Annotated in this window: 25 protein-coding genes; all 25 read left to right on the top strand. The window is 35.1% G+C overall.

What is annotated here, in order from left to right; genetic code table 11:
* The first annotated feature begins 151 nt into the window (after positions 1-151).
* The 25 genes from ACZZ9T_RS01440 (at position 152) to ACZZ9T_RS01320 (ending at position 24,134) form a co-directional block, all read left to right on the top strand.
* Complete coding sequence (locus ACZZ9T_RS01440; protein WP_463440620.1) at positions 152-796, top strand: NlpC/P60 family protein; 645 nt, start codon at positions 152-154, stop codon at positions 794-796.
* 2 nt (positions 797-798) lie between these two features.
* Positions 799-1,734, top strand: a complete 936-nt coding sequence (locus ACZZ9T_RS01435) for a type VI secretion system baseplate subunit TssG (protein WP_463440619.1) — start codon at positions 799-801, stop codon at positions 1,732-1,734.
* Entirely contained in the window at positions 1,731-2,729 is a 999-nt protein-coding gene (locus ACZZ9T_RS01430; RefSeq protein WP_463440618.1) for a TssN family type VI secretion system protein, read from the top strand. The genes ACZZ9T_RS01435 and ACZZ9T_RS01430 overlap by 4 nt, the downstream gene beginning before the upstream one ends.
* Positions 2,730-2,731: 2 nt before the next feature.
* Positions 2,732-3,781, top strand: a complete 1,050-nt coding sequence (locus ACZZ9T_RS01425) for a hypothetical protein (protein WP_463440617.1) — start codon at positions 2,732-2,734, stop codon at positions 3,779-3,781.
* A gap of 22 nt (positions 3,782-3,803) precedes the next feature.
* Positions 3,804-4,283, top strand: coding sequence for a DUF4280 domain-containing protein (locus ACZZ9T_RS01420; protein WP_463440616.1), 480 nt, complete (start codon positions 3,804-3,806; stop codon positions 4,281-4,283).
* An 11-nt stretch (positions 4,284-4,294) separates the two neighbouring features.
* The gene (locus ACZZ9T_RS01415) at positions 4,295-6,490 is read left to right on the top strand and encodes a T6SS phospholipase effector Tle1-like catalytic domain-containing protein (RefSeq protein WP_463440615.1); all 2,196 of its coding nucleotides are present in this window, start codon (positions 4,295-4,297) and stop codon (positions 6,488-6,490) included.
* A 71-nt stretch (positions 6,491-6,561) separates the two neighbouring features.
* Complete coding sequence (locus tag ACZZ9T_RS01410) at positions 6,562-7,521, top strand: DUF2931 family protein (RefSeq protein WP_463440614.1); 960 nt, start codon at positions 6,562-6,564, stop codon at positions 7,519-7,521.
* Positions 7,509-7,640, top strand: a complete 132-nt coding sequence (locus tag ACZZ9T_RS01405; RefSeq protein WP_463440613.1) for a hypothetical protein — start codon at positions 7,509-7,511, stop codon at positions 7,638-7,640. The genes ACZZ9T_RS01410 and ACZZ9T_RS01405 overlap by 13 nt, the downstream gene beginning before the upstream one ends.
* Before the next feature lie 71 nt (positions 7,641-7,711).
* Positions 7,712-8,668 (top strand): DUF2931 family protein, encoded by a 957-nt coding sequence (locus ACZZ9T_RS01400; RefSeq protein ID WP_463440612.1) that lies wholly within the window; start codon positions 7,712-7,714, stop codon positions 8,666-8,668.
* A 409-nt stretch (positions 8,669-9,077) separates the two neighbouring features.
* Positions 9,078-10,178 (top strand): DUF2931 family protein, encoded by a 1,101-nt coding sequence (locus ACZZ9T_RS01395; protein ID WP_463440611.1) that lies wholly within the window; start codon positions 9,078-9,080, stop codon positions 10,176-10,178.
* 34 nt (positions 10,179-10,212) lie between these two features.
* Positions 10,213-11,367 (top strand): hypothetical protein, encoded by a 1,155-nt coding sequence (locus ACZZ9T_RS01390; protein WP_463440610.1) that lies wholly within the window; start codon positions 10,213-10,215, stop codon positions 11,365-11,367.
* Positions 11,368-11,452: 85 nt separating this feature from the next.
* Entirely contained in the window at positions 11,453-11,965 is a 513-nt protein-coding gene (gene tssO, locus ACZZ9T_RS01385) for a type VI secretion system TssO (RefSeq protein WP_463429638.1), read from the top strand.
* A gap of 7 nt (positions 11,966-11,972) precedes the next feature.
* Positions 11,973-12,584 carry a hypothetical protein gene (locus tag ACZZ9T_RS01380; RefSeq protein WP_463440609.1) on the top strand — a complete coding sequence of 204 codons (612 nt, stop codon included), beginning with the start codon at positions 11,973-11,975 and terminating at the stop codon, positions 12,582-12,584.
* Positions 12,585-12,586: 2 nt separating this feature from the next.
* Positions 12,587-13,279 carry a hypothetical protein gene (locus ACZZ9T_RS01375; protein ID WP_463440608.1) on the top strand — a complete coding sequence of 231 codons (693 nt, stop codon included), beginning with the start codon at positions 12,587-12,589 and terminating at the stop codon, positions 13,277-13,279.
* Positions 13,280-13,349: 70 nt separating this feature from the next.
* A complete protein-coding gene (locus ACZZ9T_RS01370) occupies positions 13,350-13,778 on the top strand; it encodes a GPW/gp25 family protein (protein ID WP_463440607.1) in 429 nt (142 codons plus the stop codon).
* A 52-nt stretch (positions 13,779-13,830) separates the two neighbouring features.
* The gene (locus ACZZ9T_RS01365; protein WP_463440606.1) at positions 13,831-15,654 is read left to right on the top strand and encodes a type VI secretion system baseplate subunit TssF; all 1,824 of its coding nucleotides are present in this window, start codon (positions 13,831-13,833) and stop codon (positions 15,652-15,654) included.
* 192 nt (positions 15,655-15,846) lie between these two features.
* Positions 15,847-16,296, top strand: a complete 450-nt coding sequence (locus ACZZ9T_RS01360; protein WP_463440605.1) for a hypothetical protein — start codon at positions 15,847-15,849, stop codon at positions 16,294-16,296.
* Positions 16,297-16,315: 19 nt separating this feature from the next.
* Entirely contained in the window at positions 16,316-17,680 is a 1,365-nt protein-coding gene (locus ACZZ9T_RS01355) for a DUF5458 family protein (RefSeq protein WP_463429632.1), read from the top strand.
* Positions 17,681-18,407: 727 nt separating this feature from the next.
* Positions 18,408-18,794 (top strand): type VI secretion system tube protein TssD, encoded by a 387-nt coding sequence (tssD, locus tag ACZZ9T_RS01350; RefSeq protein WP_463429631.1) that lies wholly within the window; start codon positions 18,408-18,410, stop codon positions 18,792-18,794.
* A 173-nt stretch (positions 18,795-18,967) separates the two neighbouring features.
* Positions 18,968-19,354, top strand: a complete 387-nt coding sequence (gene tssD / locus ACZZ9T_RS01345; RefSeq protein ID WP_463429630.1) for a type VI secretion system tube protein TssD — start codon at positions 18,968-18,970, stop codon at positions 19,352-19,354.
* 186 nt (positions 19,355-19,540) lie between these two features.
* Positions 19,541-19,930, top strand: a complete 390-nt coding sequence (tssD, locus tag ACZZ9T_RS01340; protein WP_463440604.1) for a type VI secretion system tube protein TssD — start codon at positions 19,541-19,543, stop codon at positions 19,928-19,930.
* Between the two features lie 187 nt (positions 19,931-20,117).
* A complete protein-coding gene (locus ACZZ9T_RS01335; RefSeq protein WP_463440603.1) occupies positions 20,118-21,521 on the top strand; it encodes a contractile injection system protein, VgrG/Pvc8 family in 1,404 nt (467 codons plus the stop codon).
* Complete coding sequence (locus tag ACZZ9T_RS01330; protein WP_463440602.1) at positions 21,472-22,029, top strand: bacteriophage T4 gp5 trimerisation domain-containing protein; 558 nt, start codon at positions 21,472-21,474, stop codon at positions 22,027-22,029. The genes ACZZ9T_RS01335 and ACZZ9T_RS01330 overlap by 50 nt, the downstream gene beginning before the upstream one ends.
* Before the next feature lie 12 nt (positions 22,030-22,041).
* Positions 22,042-23,514, top strand: coding sequence for a zinc metalloprotease (locus ACZZ9T_RS01325; protein WP_463440601.1), 1,473 nt, complete (start codon positions 22,042-22,044; stop codon positions 23,512-23,514).
* Positions 23,515-23,579: 65 nt separating this feature from the next.
* Positions 23,580-24,134, top strand: coding sequence for a hypothetical protein (locus ACZZ9T_RS01320; protein ID WP_463440600.1), 555 nt, complete (start codon positions 23,580-23,582; stop codon positions 24,132-24,134).

The following is a 24,134-nucleotide window of genomic DNA, read 5'->3' as shown; positions in this document are numbered from 1 at the left end:
ACTTTTTTTTATTAAAATGTGTTTTTTAATTGAGAAAATTAATATATTTGTTAAAACACTAACAAAAAATGATGAAACGACTACATACCATGATTTTAAATAAAAACTAGGATGATAGGCGTGACATCTGAACTATAAAATATATAGACAGATGAATAAAAAAAGAAATCAGTTACTTTTTATTCTTTTTACGGGAATTATTTTGAGTTCCTGTAACAGTAAAAAGTATATTTACGAAATCCCTTACCAATACTCATCGGATGATTTTGCCAATACCAAATCTAAGGAAAAAGAGAAAGCTTCTTCTGGATATTCTACGGTTGATGATAATCCGCAAGGTTTAAGTGATGATACCCTTAGGATAAAAGAAAAATACTCTATCATTCTGGAAGTCATGCCTAAAGAAATTAGGGATTATAAATTGTACTCCTACTTGGATGAATGGATTGGCACACCCTACCAACAGCAGATGCTGGAAAAACAGGTGGGTGTAGAAGCATCTTATTTTGTTCAGGCTCTATACAGTGATATTTACAAGGAAACTTTTCCGAAAACTCCCGATGGCATTTTCCGTTCCAAATCTTTACAATTATTTACGGGACGTACTTTTTTGAAAGAAGGAGATATTCTGTTCTTCAGATATGATAAATTTCATCCTATTTCAGATGTAGGAATTTATCTTCATAACGATCGCATCCTTGCTTGTACCAATAATGGATTGAATATTTACAACTTTAATGATGAATATTTTCAGTTGAGGTATGTTGCAGCAGGAAGAATAAAGGGAAAGGAGTAACTATGGAACCTTTGCAGTACATTTCAGAACTCATTACTACTTTTCATCATGATGTAAAAGCAGAAGTAATTGTCAGCGACCTATTAAGAGCGGGTGACATTGATTCTGACCAATATGTTATTCAAAAAGACGGTCAATTTAATCGTGCTTACCGCTTTGATATTTTGAATGCTGAAATAATTGATTTTGATTATCACAGCAAGCAGCTGCTAAAACTCATTCTTTCCAGAGACAGCATTTACGATATGCTTCCCGAGAGTATTACCCACTACACAAAAAATGATGTTCCTGATAAAGGGGTAGATACCATGATTAAGGAATACAATGCCCGAAAAAAACAGCAAAAAGCAGCAAGAGTCTTTTTTCAACCTTTTGAGAATGAGTTTTTCAGATATGGGGTAGAAATTGAAACGTTTGAAAGTACATTTTTACATGAACTTAACGGAAGCCAGGCTCCGGAAATGTTCTATGATTTTTGGAATATCAGTAAAGATTTTCCGCCATTGCTGGTTTCTAAATTCATCAAACTATTGCCTTTTGCGTACAAAATTGTAGGGGACATTCCTTTAGTGGCGCATATTCTTTCCGTTTTGTTGGAAGAAGAGGTAAAGGTAACCGATCGGGAATATCAAGAATATTCTGATGAAGACCAGGGGATTTTATTAGGAGAAAGCCGGTTGGGTTTAGATTTTATTACCGGAAACAGTTATGATGATTACTCTAAACATCTGGACATTAGAATAGGGCCTTTAAAAAATGCTGCATTCACTGAATTTATCCATGAAGGAAACAAGAAAAAATTTATAGAAATGTTTTATGAGCATTTCTTTCCTATAGAAGTGGAAATAAAAACAATTGTTTTGCTTCCCAAAGAAAAACAAAAATTTGAATTTGATAACCAAACCGAACCTATATTAGGATATAACACGTGTATATGAGCAAGATAAAAAAATATTTTTCCAATTTATTCGATCCGCAACTGCTGATAACTCTTATTGTTGTTATTGCAGTATGCGTCATCTTTTCTATGATTTTTTCCCAAAAAACCGCTGAGTTTAAGAAGAAATACAAATTAAAATTTTATATCTATTTGTTTTCAATGGCATTTGTATATGCTATCATTTCATTATTGGGTTACAACAAGTTATTTTCAGACCATCATTTGTATGAATTTGTTTTTTACCAAATCTGTTCACTGAGTATCGGAATTATTCACTGTTATGCTTACAGAGCCTATTTTGACAAGTTCGGATTCAAAAAATCAGGAATGGAATATTTGTTTGCCTTACTTGCCGTATGCTTTTCAGCAGTCCCTTTTATGCTTATTTATTCATTTCTAAACGGAACCGAACTCACTTATCTCATGTTGGGGCATTTCATTGTATTTTTTATTCCAACATTTCTTAATGATACCTTTAATCGTGCCATGACAATTCCGCCAAAAATATATGTTACATGGCAGTTTCCTGAAAACTATAAAGAGGCAGCCGGAGTAAGTGATGAAGAAATGAGAGACTTAGTCGTTTTCACTTTTTTAATGGATAAAGATAAAAATGCCACCAAGTATAGTGTATATCGAGGAAAGGGTCCTACGAGAATAGATTTTGGGAGATTGTTTTACAATTTTGTAATTGATTATAACGAAAGGCATCCGGGGGAAAAAATACAAGTCGAAGACGAAAACGGATTGTTTGAATGGATATTTTTCCTGCAACCCAAATGGTATGAACCTACCAAATACATCGATCCTAAACTGACGCTTTATATGAACGGTATCGAAGAAAACAGCGTCATCTTCTGTATGAGAACCGACCAAGTATTAAGAAAAAGCATCCCGGAACGAAAAACAGATTTTGAGTACGATCAGGAGAAGGATAATAATAGAGTAGGAAAAAATGATCAATCAGATCAAACAGAAACTATAGGTTCGTAAATATGGCAAACACAGAAAAATATAAAACCTGTAAAATAAGTCCAGGAAAGGTTAGTTTACAGGAACTCGCTGAACATTTTGGTTTGCTGCCCGAAGAACTTCGGTGGTTTCATAATCGTTTTTGCCCAACAGATGATTTAATAGATCCCGAGATAAAGTCGCACGTAGAAGTTATTTATGTTCCCATTCCCGGAATAGAAACAGGATATTTTATGACTACCCAAAAAACGAAACCGCTTTATGAAAAAACCAATACCCTAAATATCCCAAGATCTTTTGAAAATAGATACGGTATTATACAAAAAATATACGAAAACGGAACAGAAAAACTAAAACTACACTACCAAACAGGGGTAAAGAAAACGGGTAAAGACCAGCTCTTTATAACCCGAAATCCTTTGTATATCAATCAAGAAAGACCAGATATGGTAATTGAGCAGATTGCGGATGAGGTAGGAGGTGTTTTTTATCCTTTGCAATTAGAATTGCACGAAAATGCTAAACTGAAGCATATCGCTAATTTCCCCGAAATACAGAAAAGATGGCGAATCAAAAAGCAGCAATTGGCTTCGTATTACAAAGGAGAAGAGGCAGAGAAAATATTGAATAATATTGATGGGCAGTTAGAGTACCGAGGTAAAACCCAACGTGGGATTTTAGACAGTTGGTTTTTTATACTCTATTTTTTTCCGTTGTATGAAATGTTTAATGATGACAAAACGTACACCTTTCAGACATCGCTTCCTGTTTTCCCGAAAGAACCAAGGGTTTTATTTGAAATTACATTGAGGATAGACGAGACGGTTTCGGAAAACCAAAAATTCATCATCACTGCAAAAGGGAAATGTATAGACCCCAGAACCATAACTGAAATAGCCAATGGAAAACTGGTGCATAACTCTGAAATTACAGGTGAAATGCCGGAAGGAAATTTCAATTTCACCTACAAACTCGATGCTAAAGACAACAGCATACATACTATTGTGGGAGAGACTGATTTAAAATGGAGTAAAACCCATCGGAAAATAGCTTTTGAATGTTATACAGTATAGCTAAAAACGTAAAAAACACACTATGAGCGAAAAACATCTCGTTTGCCAGGGAGCTATTTGCAAATGCAACTTCGGAACAACCCCCGATAAGCTGAAGGTGCTTACCCAAAGCAAACGCTACATCAACGATAAAGAGGGCAGTAAAAAACTTACCGCCACGCACAAAGACCTTGGTAAAACCTTTGAGAAAAACACCTTTGGCTCTTGTGCGAAGATGAACAACAACCCTTGTCAGGCTATAGTAACGGAATGGAGCGGGTATTACGAAAATATTACGATAGAAGACAACAGCGGAAAAGTGCTCCTGGAAGACAGCAAAGCAACCTGCCCGGTTGGAGGTAAAGACTGCATCACGATTATAGACCATGGGCAGATCTGTGAAGTTTCTAAACAAAACCTAAAAAACGCAAGCCCCGAAGCATTGGCAGAACTGTGCCCGTTTGTAGATTTTTATGCAGAAGAAGATGAAAATGAAAACGATGAAAATTATGTTACACTCTAAATAGGTTTGATATGAAAATTATAGGAGACATAAGACCATATACCAACCAAAATTATACCTACACGATGGTAACCAACGCAGGAATACCGGTAAAGGTAAACCTTTGGCAAGTGTATAATGGGGACAAATTACTTACGGAAAATGGAAAGGGAGTTTTCAAATTTGGAATTAATACCGCAGGAGCAAATCTGAAATTATTAGCCAAAGTAAGAGATCCTAAAACCGATAAGCTGGTAGATTTTCATATCAATATACAGCCACTTGCGGGGAAGCCCAAAATATTGGATGTGTATTGGCAGGATGTAAACGGAGTTAAAATACAAAACCGTGAAGTGGCTTATCTGGATAAAGTAACACTAGTGGTGAAAACCCAGAACATCCCGCAGGGCGATACCCTGAAAGTGACCATCTATGAAGACGAATATGCAGACGGACACGGAGACAGCTCCCGAAACATGGATACCTACTACACAAAAGGTATTAGCAAAAACGGTTATGCATATGTAGAATTAAATAAGATGAGCCTTTACCAAAAGAAGCTCAACGATATGGATTCTGTGAATGAAGACACCCATGAATATTACGCAAAAATACATTATTACAAAAATAAACTAGACCATATCGAAGACAGTATACAACTAAAGGTAAAAAACGAACTCAAGCAGATGGTACAGCCCAATACAGGAAATAAACCTTCGTTGGTGGGTAAAGTAGAGAGCGTGGCAAAAGACCAAAAGAAACCCGTAAATTTTACATTTGGGGTTTTCTTAGACGGTACGCTGAATAATATGTACAATACGGAGCTGAGAGAAGTTGCCGAAGGCAAAAAGAAAAACACCAATCGTTTCCTTTCGGTTCGGGATATTGCAAAGATTATTGATAAACACGGCGGTGCAGATACAAGCTATGAAAATGCGCTTTCCAATCCTGCCATTCTTTTTAAAAATTATAAGGAAGAACCTAAGAATAAACTGTTCAGAATTTATACTGAAGGGATAGGATCCAATACTAGACCCAATGAGAAAGGAGACCTGAGGAAAGAAGACTACAAAGGCGATGATATCCCCGGTAAAGCTGCGGGTATGGGAAAATCGGGTGTCAAAAAGAAAGTCCGTTTTGCAATTGAAGATATGATCTTGAAATTGAAAACGCTTAAAAAAGATGAAAAAATTAATACAATTACCATAGATGTTTTCGGCTTCAGCCGCGGCGCAGCCGCGGCAAGACACTTTGTGCATGTGGTAACAGCTTCCCCTTATATTGCAAAGAAAAGCACCACCGGTCATGTAACCGGTACGGTAGAAGATATGCAGGGATATGATTTAGATGATCAGTATCAAAACCGCTATATGCCGTCATTCGGTTACTTGGGGCAGCTGTTGGAAGAAAAGGATTTGCTGCATGATGGTATAAAAATCAATATAAGATTTGTAGGGATTTATGATACGGTTCCTCATCATGGGGTGGTGCAGAACAATGATTATTCTGATCTTGGTTTAGATAATGTAAGCAGAGCGAGTTATGTAGTACATATGACTGCTGCAGATGAGCATCGTGCGAATTTTAGCCTGGTAGATATTTCTTCTGTTTCAAAAACTTCTCCCGAAAGTGGTCATAAAGGAGGAATAGAACTGGTTTTTCCGGGGGTACATTGTGATGTGGGAGGTGCTTATGAGGAAGGAAAGCCAGATAAACCCTTACGGATTGATGCTGCAAACACCGAAGATGAACTAAAACTTTTGCGAAGTGAGCTAATTCATCAAGGCTGGTTTAAAGAAAAGGAACTGGTAATAATTAAAGACTCTATTATAAGACCCTCTTCCTTCTTGAATAGGTTTCGTTTGGAAGGGAATAGGGCAAAACTTAGCAATCAATATAGTTTTATTCCATTGCACTTGATGGCAAATTTTTGCATAAAAAAGAATGTACCAATTGATAAAGAAAAAATTATAAAGTTTCAGAATTTTAAAAGTAATTGGATCCCGAATAATGTAGATTTTTTAGAGTCTATTCACGAAAAGCTTTATAACTATGCATTACAAGGAGGCAAACCTCTTACATTCGAAAATGATCCCCAAAATGTAAGTATCCTTAGGAATCATTACTTGCACTGGAATTCCACCTACGGACAAGAGGGAATTGATGTAGGTGTACAGACTAACTATCCCAATAAAGTAAATGGCAAGCGAAAGCGAAAAATACGGTAATGAAAGCACTTATATTCTTATTTTGCAATCTGTTGCTATTGCAAAGCTGTAACAAACAAAACAAAAACAAAATGACACCTGACCAATTCCCTTACATCGTAACTGCATCTGCAACAGAAGAATATCCTATAGAAGTACATATTGGTTATTTATTAAATAAGGAAAATAAACTTATTTGTGGAGTTCCGAAAGCAGGTATGGAAAGAGGTGGTTGGCAATATGATGGCACTGCAGCAGGACAGGGAGGTAACGAAATACCTTCCCATATTACCCTTACGTATGCTGCATATGCAGATAAGAAATTTTACCAAATAGATGCAGATCTTCCTACAGAAAAATTTTTGGAAGTTTTCAGAAAAGGATATGATCATGTAGAGCGTGACGATCGTGTAGTGCACGAAACCTATACTACCCTAACAGTTGGTATGGCTCCGGGAGGTGTAGTTGTGATTTGGCTTTCCGGAAATAACAATAGGGTAGAAATATGCAGGCTTCAGGCGAAAGAAACTTTTGTAGATGTTAATGAATTTTTTCAAAATGCTGATAATGAAAATGAAGAGCAGTTTTTTGAATCAATGTTTAAAATAGCCGTTCCCGACAGTATCCGCACAGAGATTGCTAAAAACGGTATTCCGTATGGTCTTTGGGATAAATACAGGGACAAATACAAATACCGATTTGTGCTAAAGCCATATGATGATAAGGATGTCTTTACGCTTAATTATTATTTATATTACAATGGAGAAGCTGATGAAGTGCTGCGAACAGAATTGGATAAAAAAGAATATTTGGAAAAAGGCATTCCTTACACCTGCAATTTTATTTTCACAAAATACAGTACAGAAATAATTTTCAACGATCAGGAAATGCTTACCGTTTTTAATAAGTTCAAAACTAAATATCCCGATAAGCCTGTAGATATTGTGATCACCCCAACCTTTAATTATGATGATATGAAGGTTTCTGTAAAATGTGAGAAAGAAGAAATAAAGCTGGAGAAATATAAAGTAGTGGGAGTATGGGGAGGGTAGTTCTGGCTAAAAATGACCATCACTGGAACTCTACTTACGGGCAGGGTGATATAGATATTTTGGTGCAGACCAATTACCCGAATATAGAAGGAGGTATCCGAAAACGCAAGATCTATTAACGATGAAATTATTTATAATCAGTATGCTCAGCTTCATATTCTGGACATGCCAAAATAAAAAAACAGAAAATATGGAACAGACTAATTTTCCCTATATGGTAACGGCTGCTGCACCAGAAGAATATCCGATACAAGTGCACATCGGTTATTTATTAAATCAAGAAAAAAAACTTATCTGTGGAGTACCTAAGACAGGACTAGAAAGAGGAGGTTGGCAATATGACGGATCAGAAGGCGGACAGGGAGGTAACGAAATCCCTTCCCATCTTAGCCTTACCTATGTAGCATATGCAGAGAAAAAATTCTACGAAGTAGATACCGATCTGCCTGCGGAAAAATTTTTAGAAGTTTTCAGAAAAGGATATGATCGTGTAGAGCGTGATGATCGTATCGTTCATGAAACGTATACGACCTTAACCGTTGGTCTGGCTCCCGGAGGTGTAGTTGTGATTTGGCTTTCCGGAAATAAAAGCAGGGTAGAAATATGCAGGCTTCAGGCGAAAGAAACTTTTATTGATAAAGATGAGTTTGTTCCCGTACCTGATCCTGATGAGAACCAACAGCAGTTTTTTGACTCTACCTATGAGCTGGTTCCCGACAGTATCCGTACGGAGATTGCTAAAAACGGTATTCCGTATGGTCTTTGGGATAAGTACAGAGGCAAATACAAATATCGTTTTGTACTAAAACCATATGATGAGAGGGATAAAATAACCTCTGTAAGAAATCTCCAATATAATGGTGAAGAAAAGTTTATTACTGATATAAAGAAGACAGAAGTTTATAATGAAGATAGCATTCCTTACACCTGCATGATAGGATTCACTAAATATCATACAGAATTCATTTTCAACGATCAGGAAATGCTTACTGTTTTTAATAAGTTCAAAACTAAATATCCCGATAAGCCTATAGATATTGTGATCACCCCAACCTTTAATTATGATGATATGAAGGTTTCTGTAAAATGTGAGAAAGAAGAAATAAAGCTGGAGAAATATAAAGTAGTGGGAGTATGGGGAGGGTAGTTCTGGCTAAAAATGACTGTGGGCAGGGTGGTATAGATATTTTGGTGCAGACCAATTACCCGAATATAGATGGAGATTAAAAGGATAGTTAAATATTGTAATGATGCAAAAAATTAGTAAAACACATTTTAGACACATATTTAGAAGGGTATTACCTTCTGTATTAGCTGTATTATTTACAATTCTACTAACAATAGTGAGTAGTGAAACTAGTTTAATTAGCTTGAATGCCGCTTACATTATCATGTATTTGTTTTTTGGTGTTATAATTATAAATTTCATCTATCTAATTATAGAAACTATTTGTTTTTATATAAAAAAAGAGAAAACTCTTTTTAGACTAAATTGTTATTTATTGGGAGCAATATTTTTATGTAGTCAATTATTTTCATAATATAAAATAAATAGAATGAAAAAAGCAATATTTTTTATATTAACAATCTTATCATTAACAAACTGCAAACAAATAGAAAACATGAATGATCAATATGAATGGCTGGTAGAGACAGGTGCAGACCAAGGCTACCCAATGTGGATACTATCAGGAAGTTTCATCTATGAAAATGGTGAAGAAGCAGGGATTCCTAGCAATATCTTTTTAGGGGGTGAAAGCTGGTGGTTGTCTTCAGATTCAGGAACTATTATTTCTGGGGAACAATTCCGCCCTATTCCTGTTAAAATGGAAATAGAATGGTATTCTTATGCCGAAGATAAGTTTTATACAGGAAGTTTTCAACTTGATCAACAAAAACTATTAGATTATTTTAGGAAAGGATATACCCAATGTGTCGATGGAAAGGATGCTAACTACAGTGCGTTCATGATAGGTTTAGCACCAGGTGGGCAGGTGTATCTTTATTTGTCGGGAGCCAATAGAATATTGGTACACCAATTTAAAGGACAGGAAGTACAGGTTGCAAATTTTAAAGAAGTAATGAGATATACTTTAGATGAAACAAGAAGTGAGTTTAACAAAGCCTTTGTAAAAAGTATGCCCAAACAAACCCAACAGGAAATAGCGGAGAAAAAAATATCAACCGGTATATGGCAAAATCTACTAAAAAAATATCCATGGAAGCTTACATGGGAGGTACAGCACAGCCTCGGTTATAAATTGAATATTGAGCACCATGGCGTTTCAAAATATATAAGTGCAGAATCTATGGTATGTACTTCTGCAGATTATTTTACAAATTCGGACGCTAAACCGGTTCCTTATGAGATGTTCACTGATTTTGAAAGTCCTGCAGGAAGAACATTTACTCTTTACACTTACTTTGGTTATGTAAATGGTGTAGAACCTGCCAAACAAGATTATGAAATCCATAGAAAAAGAGAACAGGAAATGGTAAAATTGTTTAAAGATTTTTCAGAAAAAATAGGAGGTAAAGAATTTGAGCTTCATCTTAAATTGGATGAAAACCTGAAAACCGCTAAAGCTTACCTTAAGTATGACAAAACAGAACAGGAAATACCCTTTGTAGTATTCGAATTTTATAGTGATAAATAATCAAAAATAACTTTACGATTAAAACCATAAACAAATGATAGAAAAACTTAATTATTTTCCCGTGAATTGGATCGACGGGATGAAAATCAATAAAAGCCACTTTTTAGAAGTGCAGAATTTTGTAAGCGATTCTATTCGCGATTCGGTGGGAATTCATACTTCAATGATGAATTACGGATTATTACCGGTAGATGAGCCTATAAAAATGAATCTTATTATAGACAATCACAAACTACTAAGAATAAAGGTAGAAGAATGCCACGCCATTACGCCCAATGGTTCAAGAATTGACATCGAAAAGTCAGAAAGTTTAAGTTTGTCTATTCCATATCCTGAAGCTGTACGGGAACTCAAAGAAAATGAAAGTGCTGTTTTACTCGCCTGTATATCGGTTAACCATTTTAAAAGAACACCTTATGGAGAGCCGGACCCGGAAGAAAATCCACCACGTTATCCTTATACCCATCCAGAATATTCACTTAATTTAATTCCGGAGGATGAGCTTAAAAACACAATAGGTTTTGGAGACAGCTATTTGACCATAGGGAAAATATTGGTCAATGCAGGAGAATCAAAAATTGATGATAACTACATTCCGCCGAGCATAAGTGTTTCCAGTCATCAAAAATTACAGGAATTATATACCGAAATCGATCGTTTTTACGGGCAAATTGAATTGTACTCGGTGCAGATTGCCCAAAAAATTCATTCTAAAAAGCAATCCACAGATTTGGCGATGATGATGGAAAGGATGACCGATAAAGCCTTGAATTATCTGGGAACGGAAATCAACAGACTCCGATGGATGTCACCGCATACTCCGCCAGCAAATATGTTATTGTCGGTTGTTGCTTTTGCGAGGATTTTAAAGAATTTTATTGATGCACGTTCAGGAGCAGGAAAAGAAGAATTACTCAATTATTTTGCCGAATGGTGCAATGTAAGTCAGGGAGATTTTGAAGTGATTTTCTCAGAGACCATCAATGCCGATTACAACCACAACCAAATGGATATTGTGATTGCGAAAATTACAAGGTTTATGAAAACGGTGGAAGACCTATTCTCTATCTTAAGCAGGTTAGATTACATTGGTAAAAAACGAGACGGAAGCATCTTTGTATCTGAAAACACAGACGATAAGGAATCCGTTATTCATGCAAAACGTAGCCGGACATTTTTGGCAGACTAATCTGTCAATGATCATTGATGAATGAAAATCACTCATCAACTGTCATTTATTACTCATCAAGTATTATTAAAATTAAAAGCACTATATGGAAGTTCTTAATCAAAAACAACGAAACAAAGCCTATTGGTTCTTCGTGTTATTCTTCGTTATTACTGTCGCTGTTTTAGTTTCGGCGGTATTTTTCAATGCTTATTTCCCGTTTAAGGAAAATAGTTTGTTAAAGAAAGAAAATGTCAAAATGCAAAAAGAAATGGAGATTCAGGATAAATTTTCATTTCAGCTGGAAAAAGTAAAAGCAGCGGTAGATTCTATGGGAATGCCAAAACAAAATGATTTTTTCAATGAAAAACTGTCGCTTTCTATTTTGGCAGATATGTACAAGCAGTTGCCGAAAGATACCTTGAAAAACAAAAATATGTACAACAATACCATTATGACCTATAAGGATTTGATTGATGCTAAAAAACAAATCAAGCAGCTTTCGGGAAATCAGGCTTTAATGGATAGTTTAAGTACCATCAACAAAACTCTGAAAGCAGAGTATGACAAAATGAAAACCGATTTAGAGGTTTGTAGACAATTATATCAGGCTCAATAATACACGTATGAAACTCCATAACTTTTTGTTTTTGAATTTTCTGTTTTGGGTATCTTTTTTCAATGCTCAAAGCAAGCCTGCAGATTCTACAGAGTTTGTACGTTTTGACTGCGGTATCACTCAAAATAAGCAACGCCTGGATAAGCTTTTTTTTGCAAGCACCCAACCCATAGAGTTGAGAGTAAACAATGAAGAATTTGTATATGTTACTGTGCAGTTTGGTAAAAGAAAAAACAAATTGTACTTGTATTTGCGAATTCTTGAAGATAATATCTGCATCAAAAAAGAAAAAAATGTGGATATTCAATTTAAATCAGGAGAAGTTATCACCTTAAAAAACGAATATCAGATTAACTGTGAATCTTTTTTTGCTAAACAGCTCAATAAAAAGGAAATCGAAAAACTCTTGCAGAACGAAGTTACGCAAATCAAGATTTACACTTACAAAAAGAATTTTGAGATGTACGTAAATACGGTACAAAATGCGAATATTCAGCAATCGTTAGATTGTCTTGTTCAGTATAAGATAAAAAAATCTGATGAAGTGAAGCTCAAAAAAGAGAAAAGAGAAAAGAATCAAGACCCACAACAAATAACTAACAACCAACAACCAGAATAAAAATGAGTCCACTTCCAGAACTTAACCTGAATCTAGGAATATCCAAAGAAAAAGAGCTACAGAATGGTTCTCAGGATGAGGTCATCGTCCGTACTGATTCTGCCATGAAAAAGCATACCATTACATTGGTGATTTCTAATCAGGAATCAGGGAAGATTTCGCTTAAAATTAATGATCAGGAGCTGGAAGTTCCTACCTATAAATTAACAGTAACAGATGATAAAACCGGCGAAACCAATGCCTATAAGATTACCAGGGATACTTTGAGTTTTGTGAATTCTAAAACCAAGAAAAGTTTTCTTTCGTTTTTCGGGTTCAAACGTTTTGATTCAACTTCTTTTTTATATGAAAACATTCCTTTTGAACCACAAGTAGAATATTTGGAGAAATTTGACATTTCCCGATATCGAAAATTGTCACAAGACGTACTTACTTATGAACTTTCAAGTAACGGAAAAAACGTTTTGCTTTATGCAGGAGATTTAAATGAATTTAAGCTTCCAAAAGAAATCTCTCAATATTTTGTAGTTGCAGACGAAGATCAGGGGAAGAGTTTTATTGGCGATATTCTATATCGTGAGAAATTTTTGAAACTGACCCCAAAAGTAGAACTGCACATTATCAAACGAAAAAAAATCCCTAAAAATTTTGAATATGATGACAAGGGGCATATCAGGAAAGTGATTTATTTATAAAGAAAAATAAAAGAGTAAAGAACAAAGAATTATCACCAACATCCATCAACCCACAACTAAAAACACAGCGATGCAAGGAGTTTATTACAAAATACCTTTCAATTTTGAGAGTTTGACCGAAAAAAAAGATGCAGAAAAAATATCATTGGAAACATCTATCCATCAGCATATTTTTTTGCTTGCCACCACCTCATTTGGAGAATGTAAATTTGACGAGGCCTATGGTTCTGAAATTTGGGAAATGGACTTTGATATTATGAAAAGTGACAACAGTCTGAAAGAATTTATAGCAGAAACACTCAAAAAATCAGTTACGACCTACGAAAGGAGAATCAGATTAGAAAATGTAAACGTGACGATTAATGATCATAACCTAGGAACATTGGGAAAAAAAAGAATGAAAAAAAAAGTTTCTATTTCAATACAGGGAATTGTTTCGGAAACCAACCGACCGTTTATGTTCAGTAATTCCTTCTTTGTAGGACCACTTTCGTATTAGACGGTTAAAACCAAGAAACTACTGAAATTATCAACTGACAATTATCCATCGTATGAATCAAGACCGTATCAAAGACCGCATATTAAGAAGAGCCGCAAGAATGTGGGGATATAACGAATTGGAAGCTGAAACCTCTTTCGATCCTATCGTAAGTTTACTGCTTTCGGCAAGTGCCGCTGAACTGGAAAAATTAGGGTTTGAATTAGAAAGTTCCCGTTCCAGAATTATAGAAAGGGTGTTGGAAGTGATGTTTCCTGAAGAAGTTTCGGGAGTTATTCCTGCGAGAACCTTGTTGCAGGTAAATCCACTCGAGAACAAAGCAGAATTATCATTATTTACCCGTTTTAAAACCACCAAAAAACAGCATAATGTATATAATCCTACCGAGACTACGACGAAAGATTTGTTTTTCAGTCCTACCCTGAAGTCAAAATTGACCACAGGAAAGGTTCAATATATTGCCTATGGAAATGTACTGAACCAAGTAGAAAGTTTTTTCTACGATGATACAATAGGGAAGTCGGAAAAGCATATTCCTTCGGGAGAAATATGGGTGGGAATTCATAGTCCGAACGGCGATGGTTTAGAAGATCTGCAGTTTTTTGTAGACATCAACAATGCCTATCAGAAAGAACTTTTCTTTTATTACATGAAACAGGCAAAAGTCTTTTTTGGAGGCAAAGAATATCCTTTGAAAGATGGCTATAACGTAGAAAACAGTTATCTGAATTTAGACAATATTATCACCAAAAACTATTCAGATCTGGAACATATTTATCATGATGTCAACCAATATTATTTTTCTAATTTTTTCACTCTTAAAGGAAATCTGGATTTCAAAGATGTTCCTGAACATGAAGAATTGTTTACCCGTTATTTTGTGGGGCATCAAGTTGCTGAAGACAAAAATGTGATCTGGTTGAAATTTAAATTTTCCGAAGCCATAGTTCCTGATATTTTACAAAATGTACGTTTTGCACTCAATTGTATTCCGGCTATTAATATCAAGCACGGAACGACGGATCATAGAATAAAGGGCAGGATGAATATTATCCCCATAAAAGTAGAAGATGATTCTTTTTTAGATTTGGATTATGTTGCTGATGAGAAGGGGAAGCGCCTGGATCTTAAGAATTATGAATCTGAAAATGAAGGCGTTTCGGCATTGCTTAGAAAAGGTGGAGTTTCCAGATTCGACCAAAGAAACGCTTCTGAGCTGTTGCAATATCTTTTGGAACTCATTAAAGATGAAACCGCTGCATTTGCGGGAATGGGAGGTGATTCTTCTGTAGAAACCTTGCGGGAGCTGAATCAAAATGTCGCATCGCTCCATCAGACAGCCAAAGAAAAGAATTTTATCCAAAGCAGCAATCCATATCTTATTATATCAACAGGGAATCCCGAAACAAGCTTCCGATGTTTTATTTCTTATTGGTTAACAGCTGCAGAAGAGGCCAATAATCTCAAACCTGCAACAGTGTGTACGCAGGAAGAAAGTGAAGTATTGAATACAACAGCAATAATGATTCAGGCTTCTTTTGGAGGAAGAAAAAAATTGTCATCTCAAGACAAAATTTTAGAATACCGAAATGCACTTCTTACCAGAGGCAGAATAGTTACTATTGCAGACATCAAAGCTTTTGGGTTGAATCATTTTAAAAGTATGATATTGGGGATAGAAGTACAAAAAGGAACAAAAAAAGAAGTGTCATTAAAAGGAGGTTTCAGCAGAACGATAGATATTTTCCTTTTAAAAAATGAAGAACAGACTGGAAAAATAAGTTCATCTGAATGGGAATATTTACGAGAAAGTTTTCTGTTAAAACTGAAAGATTCTTCTTCAAATATATACCCTTATCGGTTATTTGAAAAATAAAATACAGGAAATCATTGTATATTTAAAATATTTTTTTAATTTTATAAAGAAAACAAAAACACATTGATGAAACTTCTGCAATTCTCAGCAAAATTTGAACCTTTCTAGGGCATATTAGATTTTTGAAAATATAGAATTCATCTTTGATCAGCGCAAAATATTTAAAAAAATAAATTTTTAAAACACAATACTATGCTATCAAACAAAGGAATTGGTGGAAACGAAGTTCCACTAAACGTTAATGAGGCCATTGCAGAAATCCCTCAAAACAGAACTATTTTTGCCCAAAAACTAACTGCAGAAGACCCGGTAAGACCTGAATTGGTTGAAGGTCTTACGTCTGTAGAAAAGGTCTTTGAACATTACAAACCAGAAATCAAAGTAGATTTCGAGGATGCTGAAGGAGCCATTAAAATGGAAAACCTAAAATTTAAAAATTTAGGAGATTTCGGAACCAAAGGGATTACAGGGCAAAGCAATTTTCTTACAGGATTGGAAACCGAAAAAGACCAGTACCAGAAAATTGTAAGGCAATTGAAAACCAACAAAATTCTTAAAGCAGCCTTAGAAGATCCTGATGCTAAAAAAGCATTGCAAGATACTCTGCAATCATTAATCAAAGAATTAGAAGATAACAAATAACCAAAAACACAAATTAAGTATGTCAAAGCAACAAGAAACTCAACAGGTAGAAACACCCGTTTTAGAACAAAAAAGGGGTCAGGTTTCGTTAGATAAATCATTGGAAATATTAGCGCGTTATGGTGGTTTCGATTTGTTGGAAACTTCTATTGAAAGCGTTCAGAATATTAATCCGGACAGAAAGGCAAGAAGAAAAATTTTCCTTACCGAAAAAGGAAAAGAAAAAGAAAGAGAAACACTCAAAAAAACATTAGAACTTTGGGCAAGTGTAATGAGCAAGAGCGATTCTCTAACCGATATGGTTGCGCATTGCGATGATCAAAGAAAATCTGCAGAAGATTTGCTTTCAAAAAACCTTTCAAAAGCAGTAGAGGTAACAAGAGAATTGGAAGCTAACTACAGAACGGTTGCTATGTTTTACAAAAATACCGAATCGGATAAAGTAAAAAATATTACTGTGGTCAATGCTAATCTGGAGCAGCTAAAAGATTTGGATAATACGCGTTTTATTGATACCATTCATTCAGAACTTTCTGATAATTATGACCGTTTAGATTTGAAAAATAACTATGGATTACTGGTAATTCCCGGTTATTTAGGCTCCAACAAAGTAGTTGAAAAATGGGCAAAAATTGCTCATGAAAATAAAGTAATGCTGGTAACCGATTTCGAACATTTAGACGAGCCGGATGATGTAATGGAAATGTTTGATCAGGCTTACCTTACAGGTGGAGAAATCTACAGATCCAATGTATTGATGACTTGTAACTGGCTTGTTGGAAGAGGACGTTTTGAAGAAATCAATGAAGCAGACGATTTATTCATTCCGCCATCCGGAGCTTTAGCAGGAAAGGTCTACAAAACATTGATGTCACAAGTTACTGCGGGTAAAAAATTCGGAGGAATAAATGAAGTAGATGGGGTGAGATTTGATTTGAAGAAAAGTGAAATTGCAAATCTTGAAAACTTAGGATTAGTCCCAATGGTCAACGAGTACGGAAAAGTAATGGCATTCTCAGGGAAAACGTTATTCAATGGAGATAATTTGGGGCTTCAAACCTATTCTGTGGTAAGAGTGTTCGATTATGTAACCAAAGTATTGATGGATTTCCTGAACAGGAGAGCTTTCGAAAACTTTACTGCAGTGACCAGAAAAGAAATTATGGGACAAATTGTTCGCTTCCTTGATGCAATTACAGGACCAGGAAAACTGATTGAAAATTTTGAAATCAGAAGATTTGAACAAGATCCTGTACAAAAAGACAGAATTCATTTGGATATCCACATGAAACCGTATTTCCCAGCCAAAAACTTCCTTATTAAAATGGATGGACATAAAGGCGATGACGGAAACGAGTGGGATACAGAATACGAACAGAAATAGATTCTTCTATTTCTATTTTCATCATTGGTGTTTTAAGCATGGGAGCAGTTTTGCTTCTGTGCTTTTTTCGTATAAAACTGATCTTGCAAATCATAATGTATGACGAAGAAGTTCGCAGAGATATCATAACGCTTTCTCATAATGTAAGAAGAATGAAATCAACTCCGATGGGAATACGATCGGAGTTTTTTTATATAAAAAAGAGTAAGTCAATGCGAAAAATATTCTTAGAAAAGCAATATTTAGATAAATAGATGAAGATTTATTCATGCAAAACCTGAATACAATTGAAAAAACAAGCAATTATTAAGTAGTTTTTGTAGATATTTATCTACAAAGGCGAATAAATTATGAATTATTCATTTTACGAATAATTTATTTATAGTATATTATTAATATATATAAGTGTTATTTTTTTGTTTATGTGGAAATTTGAATATAATTTTTGCCATCAATTTTGCGAATATTTATTTGTAACAAATTGATTTACTATAGATTAATTAAATAAAAAGCATTTTAAACTATTTGCAGGATTGAAAAATATTTTTACATTTGTTTTATAAATATTTCTATAAGACGGCAAAATGTTAGAATTATTTTAAATATCCTTAGGATATATATTCCATATTGGTTTGATGTAAAAAATACAAATGATGAAGAAAAAACACAGATCAGAATATATTCCATTTTTGGTAGTAGTAAAAGTTAAATTTTAAATATATTTATTATGTCATTTAAAACCATTTTAGAGTACGCAGGAAAAAAGCGTAACGTACTATCTGTAGAATACGCAATGCTACAGGAAACCGACAAAACCGGAAGACCATCTTCTGTTACCCGAGGCGGGAAAATCTTTATTACGGTAGAAGGTACAGGCGAGACTGATCTTTTCGAGTGGATGACCAATTCATTTGAGAGAAAAGACGGAATTGTAAGATTTGTGAAAAGAGACAGTGATGCTACGCTGAAGGAGCTTAAATTCAAAGAAGCTTACATCGTAAAATACACTGAAAACTTTGATGCATCAGGGGACAACCCATTAACGGAAACTTTTGTTCTTTCAGCAAAAGAAATCGAGTTAGGACATGCGAAGCACACCAACGAGTGGGTATAATCCTTATACATCAACCAACTCATAAGACTCTTTAATCCTGTCAAACTAATCTTATTGTATAAATAGGGATTGAATTGCTTGATTTCAATCGTGTCCTTATGACTTATAAGTTTATTAGGGTTAAAGATTTTTTAAAAACAAATTCTATTTACAACAATTAAAATTTTACAATTATGTCATTTAAATCCATATTAAAAGTAGCAGGAAAAAACTACAATGTATTAAACGTGAACTATGGTTTATTCCAGGAAACAGATGCTACAGGAAGACCATCTACCATTACGAGAGGCGGGAAAATCGAAATAACAGTAGAAAGTACCGGCGAAACAGATTTATTCGAATGGATGACCAATTCGTTCGAGAGAAAAGACGGCAGTGTGGTTTTCTACAAAAGAGACAGTGAGGCTACGTTAAAAGAACTGAAATTCACAGAAGCCTATCTGGTAAAACACAAAGAGAAGTTTGATGCATCGGGAGATAATCCACTTACGGAAAATTTCATCATTTCTGCAAGAAAATTAGAGATGGGAGCCGGAGCTTATGAAAATGAGTGGGTATAAATCACAGATGTAAGGAAAATGGGTAATATAGAATTGCCCATTTTTTTGCTTTTTTTCAGAATAAAGATGAAGACGTGTTTGAAGAGTAAGAAGAGATAAAACAGACGATCTATTTCATCATAAAAACTCCATTCTTTATCTCTCATCATTGATCATTCATCACTAATCATTTATAACTTTATATCTATGTCATTTTTATCAAAACTAGAATTAGACGGAGAAACCTACAATATCCTGGAATGTAAATACAATTTCGTTCAACCTATAGACGGAACCGGAAAACCGAAAGGAATGCCCAAAGGCGGAGATATTATCATCAAAATTGAAAGTACGGGAAACCCTGAACTTTTAGCATGGATGCTGGATCACAATCAGTTGAAAAACGGAAAAATAATTTTTTATCGAAGAGATGCAATGAGTAAACTTCAGGAGCTGAACTTTGAAAAAGCATATTGTATTGAGTTCACAGAGCAGTTTAATGGCAATAACGAACAGCCCCTTCAGATAGAGATGCGGCTGATTGCCAAGAAATTCAACGTCAACGGAGCTATGCACGAAAAACAGTGGATTGAATAAAACTTAAAAACAATAATGGGAAGGGTAGAATTTCATAGTCAGCTATTAACAAAGCACCGATTTTATGAAGGTGCTGAAATTAAAGACAAACTTCTATGATTAAAATGGTCAGAACAAAAGGTCGATCATTGAAAAAAATAAAACACCATCACTATTAAAGTAACAACACCTTAAAAAACAAGTTATTATGGAAAGCGAAAACCTCGATCCCTCTATATTCGGCACTTGCCGTTCTTTTCAAGACTGGCTTCACGACAAAACCAACTCTATGGTTTATTGTCTTTTGACCATAGACGGAAAAGAATTTCTGAGAAAAAACAGCTATGAAGTAGAACTTCACCAGAAAACCAATGACCACGATACTTTTACCATTACCGTTCCGGATGATGCTTTAGACACATTCAAAGGGTATGTAATGGAAAATTCCAGGAAATTACTCGGAAAAGAAATAGGAATTACCTATTGGCGTTTTGGCGAATCCCGGTATTATTTTAGAGGCATCATCGGAAAAATCCGCAACAAAAAAGACGAAGGTGGCGGTTACGGAGATTTGCACATTACAGGATTTGCACCAGGCATTTTGTTAGAAAGCGGAAAAGACTGTCAAAGTTTTGAAGACAAAACACTTGAACAGATCATCAAGCAAGTTAACGAAGAATATCCGGAGGAAGCCCGGGTAGAGATAGACTCCAATCATCTGAATGCTTACAACAAAAAAGCCATTCCTTACACTGTTCAATACAAAGAATCTGATTATCAGTTTATCCGCAGACTCGCCATTCGTCACGGAGAATATTTGTATTACAACGGTGAAAAGCTGGTTTTCGGAGGTCAGGTACAGCCTGTTTTGAAGCTTAGGGAAAATATGGACCTAATCGATGTTGAATTTGAGATGCAGATGCAGGCACAGGAATTTACCTTCACAGGGTATGACTCGCAGAGCGGAGCCAAAATAGAGAAACACAGCAATGGTGTACAAAGCGAGTTCAAAGAAAGTCCTTTTCAGGCAATTGCGGTCATTGCTTCGAAAACCATTTTTAATAAAAAACCAAAAATGCACTTCAACCATACCGGAATCCAAAAAGGGTCAGAAGGGCAATTGGCAGAAGCTGTCCGGTTGGAAAAAGAAAAGCGGGAGAACCTGATGCAGGTAAAAGGCAGAAGTAAAACTCCCGAACTGAAAATAGGTGGAAGAACCCAGCTTTCGGATATCAACGGTAAAGCAATGGAAACTTACCGGATTATAGAAATCAAGCACGTTTATGAACCGGGTGATTATTACAACGAATTTGTGGGAATCCCCGATTTATTCAATGCCTCCCCTTACATCGATACCGAAGCCGTCCCTAAAGGTGAAGAGCAGCCTGCAAGAGTGATGGACAACAACGACCCGATGGGAATGGGAAGAGTTCGGGTACAATTCCCGTGGCAGGAAGATAAAGGACAGAAAACACCATGGATCAGACTGATACAACCACATTCAGGATCAGGCAAAGGTTTTCATTTTATTCCGGAAATTGGTGAGGAAGTATTGGTAAGCCATGAATCCCAGAAATGCAGAGAAACCTTTTGTGATGGGAACGCATTATAATGGGAGTGAAACGAGTTCTTACCACACTTCTGGCAATGATAAGAAAGTAATTCACACAAGATCTGGAACCAAGATCATTCTGAATGATGCAGAAGGTTCTGTTTTCATTGAAGATCCGAGTGGGAATACGTATTTGATGGATGGACAGGGAAATATTAATGTGAATGCACCCAATGACATGACTTTTACTGCCGGAAAAAATATGAACATTAATGTTGGTCAAAATATGACTACTACTGTCGGGATGAATAAATCTAGCAGCATTGGTATGAATAATACTCAAACTGTGGGAATGATGAAAATGACTTCTGTTGTCGGGGACGCAAGTATGTTTATTACTGGAAAACTAACAGAAATAATTGAGGGTGATGTACATAGTGAAACTAAGAAAGGAAAAACGGTAGTTAATAATGATGCTGGTGTAGAGACATCAAGTAACTCATCTATTACAAAACATGCCCAAAACGAGGTTCAGAATAACAGTGGTGAAAAAAGTAAATCTCACTAAAAACTATTTTTTATGAGCAGAATACGGATCATTGGAGGAAAGCTAACCGAAATAGTAGAAGGAGATTACAATATATATTCTACATCTGATATTGTTTATAACTCTGCAACAGAAATAAAAGAAACCGGCGTAGAAAAAGGAATAAGCTATAGCTCGCCAAAGCATGCTCCGGGTATAGAACTTCCTGCAAAATGTGTAGTCTATTTCAGACCAAAGAATAATTGGAAAGGTGAAGACTATGGTTTTGACTGGATGCGTCTTGGTGAAACCACCACTTTTGGAGACACCTATTATGAGGATATAATTGCTGAGCAATATAAGGATTCTACTTTCAATATATTAGAAGCAGATCAGAATGAATACGGGGGTTATTTTAAAACATCATCAAATATGTTTGCAAAATTGAGAAACGAATATGGAGTATACAGTATTCCTTGGAAGAAAAAAAAGGATAAAACTCCGGAAGATTATTTTTGCTCGTGGCTTTCTTTATATCCTACAAAAATTAAGGATAAAACGGGTAACGTAATAGCTTCGGGTTTTAGTAATACGAAAGCTTTGCTTAGCCTAATTGTAGAAGTGAATACAGAACCTGAAACATTAAAGTTTAAAGAAAATCCTCACTTTGCTATAACTCCCATGGAAATTACTGCTAAGTCCAAAGAAAAACATGATCTCAAAGATTATGTAACGATAGAATGTCTGGAAGAGTTTTCTACAGATCAGGCAATTGAGGTGTATGCAATTTCTAAAGATAAAGATGGAAAAGAAATTGAACAGTTAGCCGGAAAACTAAATGTATGGGCAAATGATGCTACGAAAAGGAAAAAATCGAAGGTGTTGCTTGTTAGTATAGATACAGATATTAATGGGAAAACTTCTGGTAATTCAAGCGGTCAGAAAGAATTGTTTGAAAAATATTTGAATCAGGCATTGATACAAGTAGATATTGAAACCTATTCTTTAGATTTATCCTCAGATACCAATCTGCAACCGGGTGGAAAATATGTGGACGGCTCAAAAATACTGGCATATTATGAGGATGAAAGCCTAATTCCTGCTGCTCATGCTCCGGGATACCTTAATCTTGTTTTCTACCTTAATGGTAAACTAAAAGGAGATTTAAAGGCAAAAGGAGAAAATGAATATAAATACAGCAAACATTTTGTAGCTTTCTATTTAGGAGAAAAGGGTTGTGAGAAAAGAAAATCAGGGGCTTATAAAGGGCTTAATGGGTACGCCATATCCGATTTTGTAGTTCTCTTTTCAGGAAAAAGTAACGAAACTCCCACCCATGAATTTCTTCATACTAAAGGGATTCCTCATAGTTTCACCAACTCTGTTGCAGATTCTAATGCCGAATATACTTATATTTATGGAATGACTGAAAATGTTATGGATTATTCTCATAATTTAGGGAAGGGCAGATACAGTCTCTGGAAATGGCAATGGCAAAAAGCAAACTCAAAAATAATCAACATATGAAAAAATATTATTTTTTAATTATATTGATATTAAATATTTCGTGTAACGCTCAAAAAAATAGACTAATGATTTCTCAAATCGATAATAAATTTGAAAAGTTTGATTCAGTAAGATACAATAGTATTAATCGCAATAATTCTAATATAGTATCAATAAAACTAGAAAATGGGACATATATTGAAATGATTAGAGTTAAATCTGGTTCAGCATATTATGAAACTCCAAAAGATTCATATTTTAAGATTGTTAAAGATTATTTTATTTCTGGGAATATTAAATATAAGGGAATAGCTTCAAATGTTTGGGGGGGATTAAAAAAAGGCGTTTGGTACGAATTTGACGAGCAAGGCAATTTGGTAAAAGAAATCGACTATGACAAGCCTTTCAAGTTTACATTTGAGGATATTTTGATGTTCTGTGAAACAAAAAATATTGAAGTAAAAAAAGGACCCATTTCCCAAAACGGTTGGCACAACACCATTTCCAGAAAAATAGAGAATGATAAGCCTATTTGGAAGATAGAACGTTTAAAACGTCCAGATTTGGTAGAAATTATTACTTTGGATGGTATTACAGGAAAGGTTATAAAAAGAGAAACAGAAGAGTATCTTAATAATTGA

The organism is Chryseobacterium sp. AC417 (genome assembly GCF_979258215.1).
Note: the sequence above shows the minus strand (reverse complement) of the source record. Positions and strands in the feature narration are given on the sequence as shown.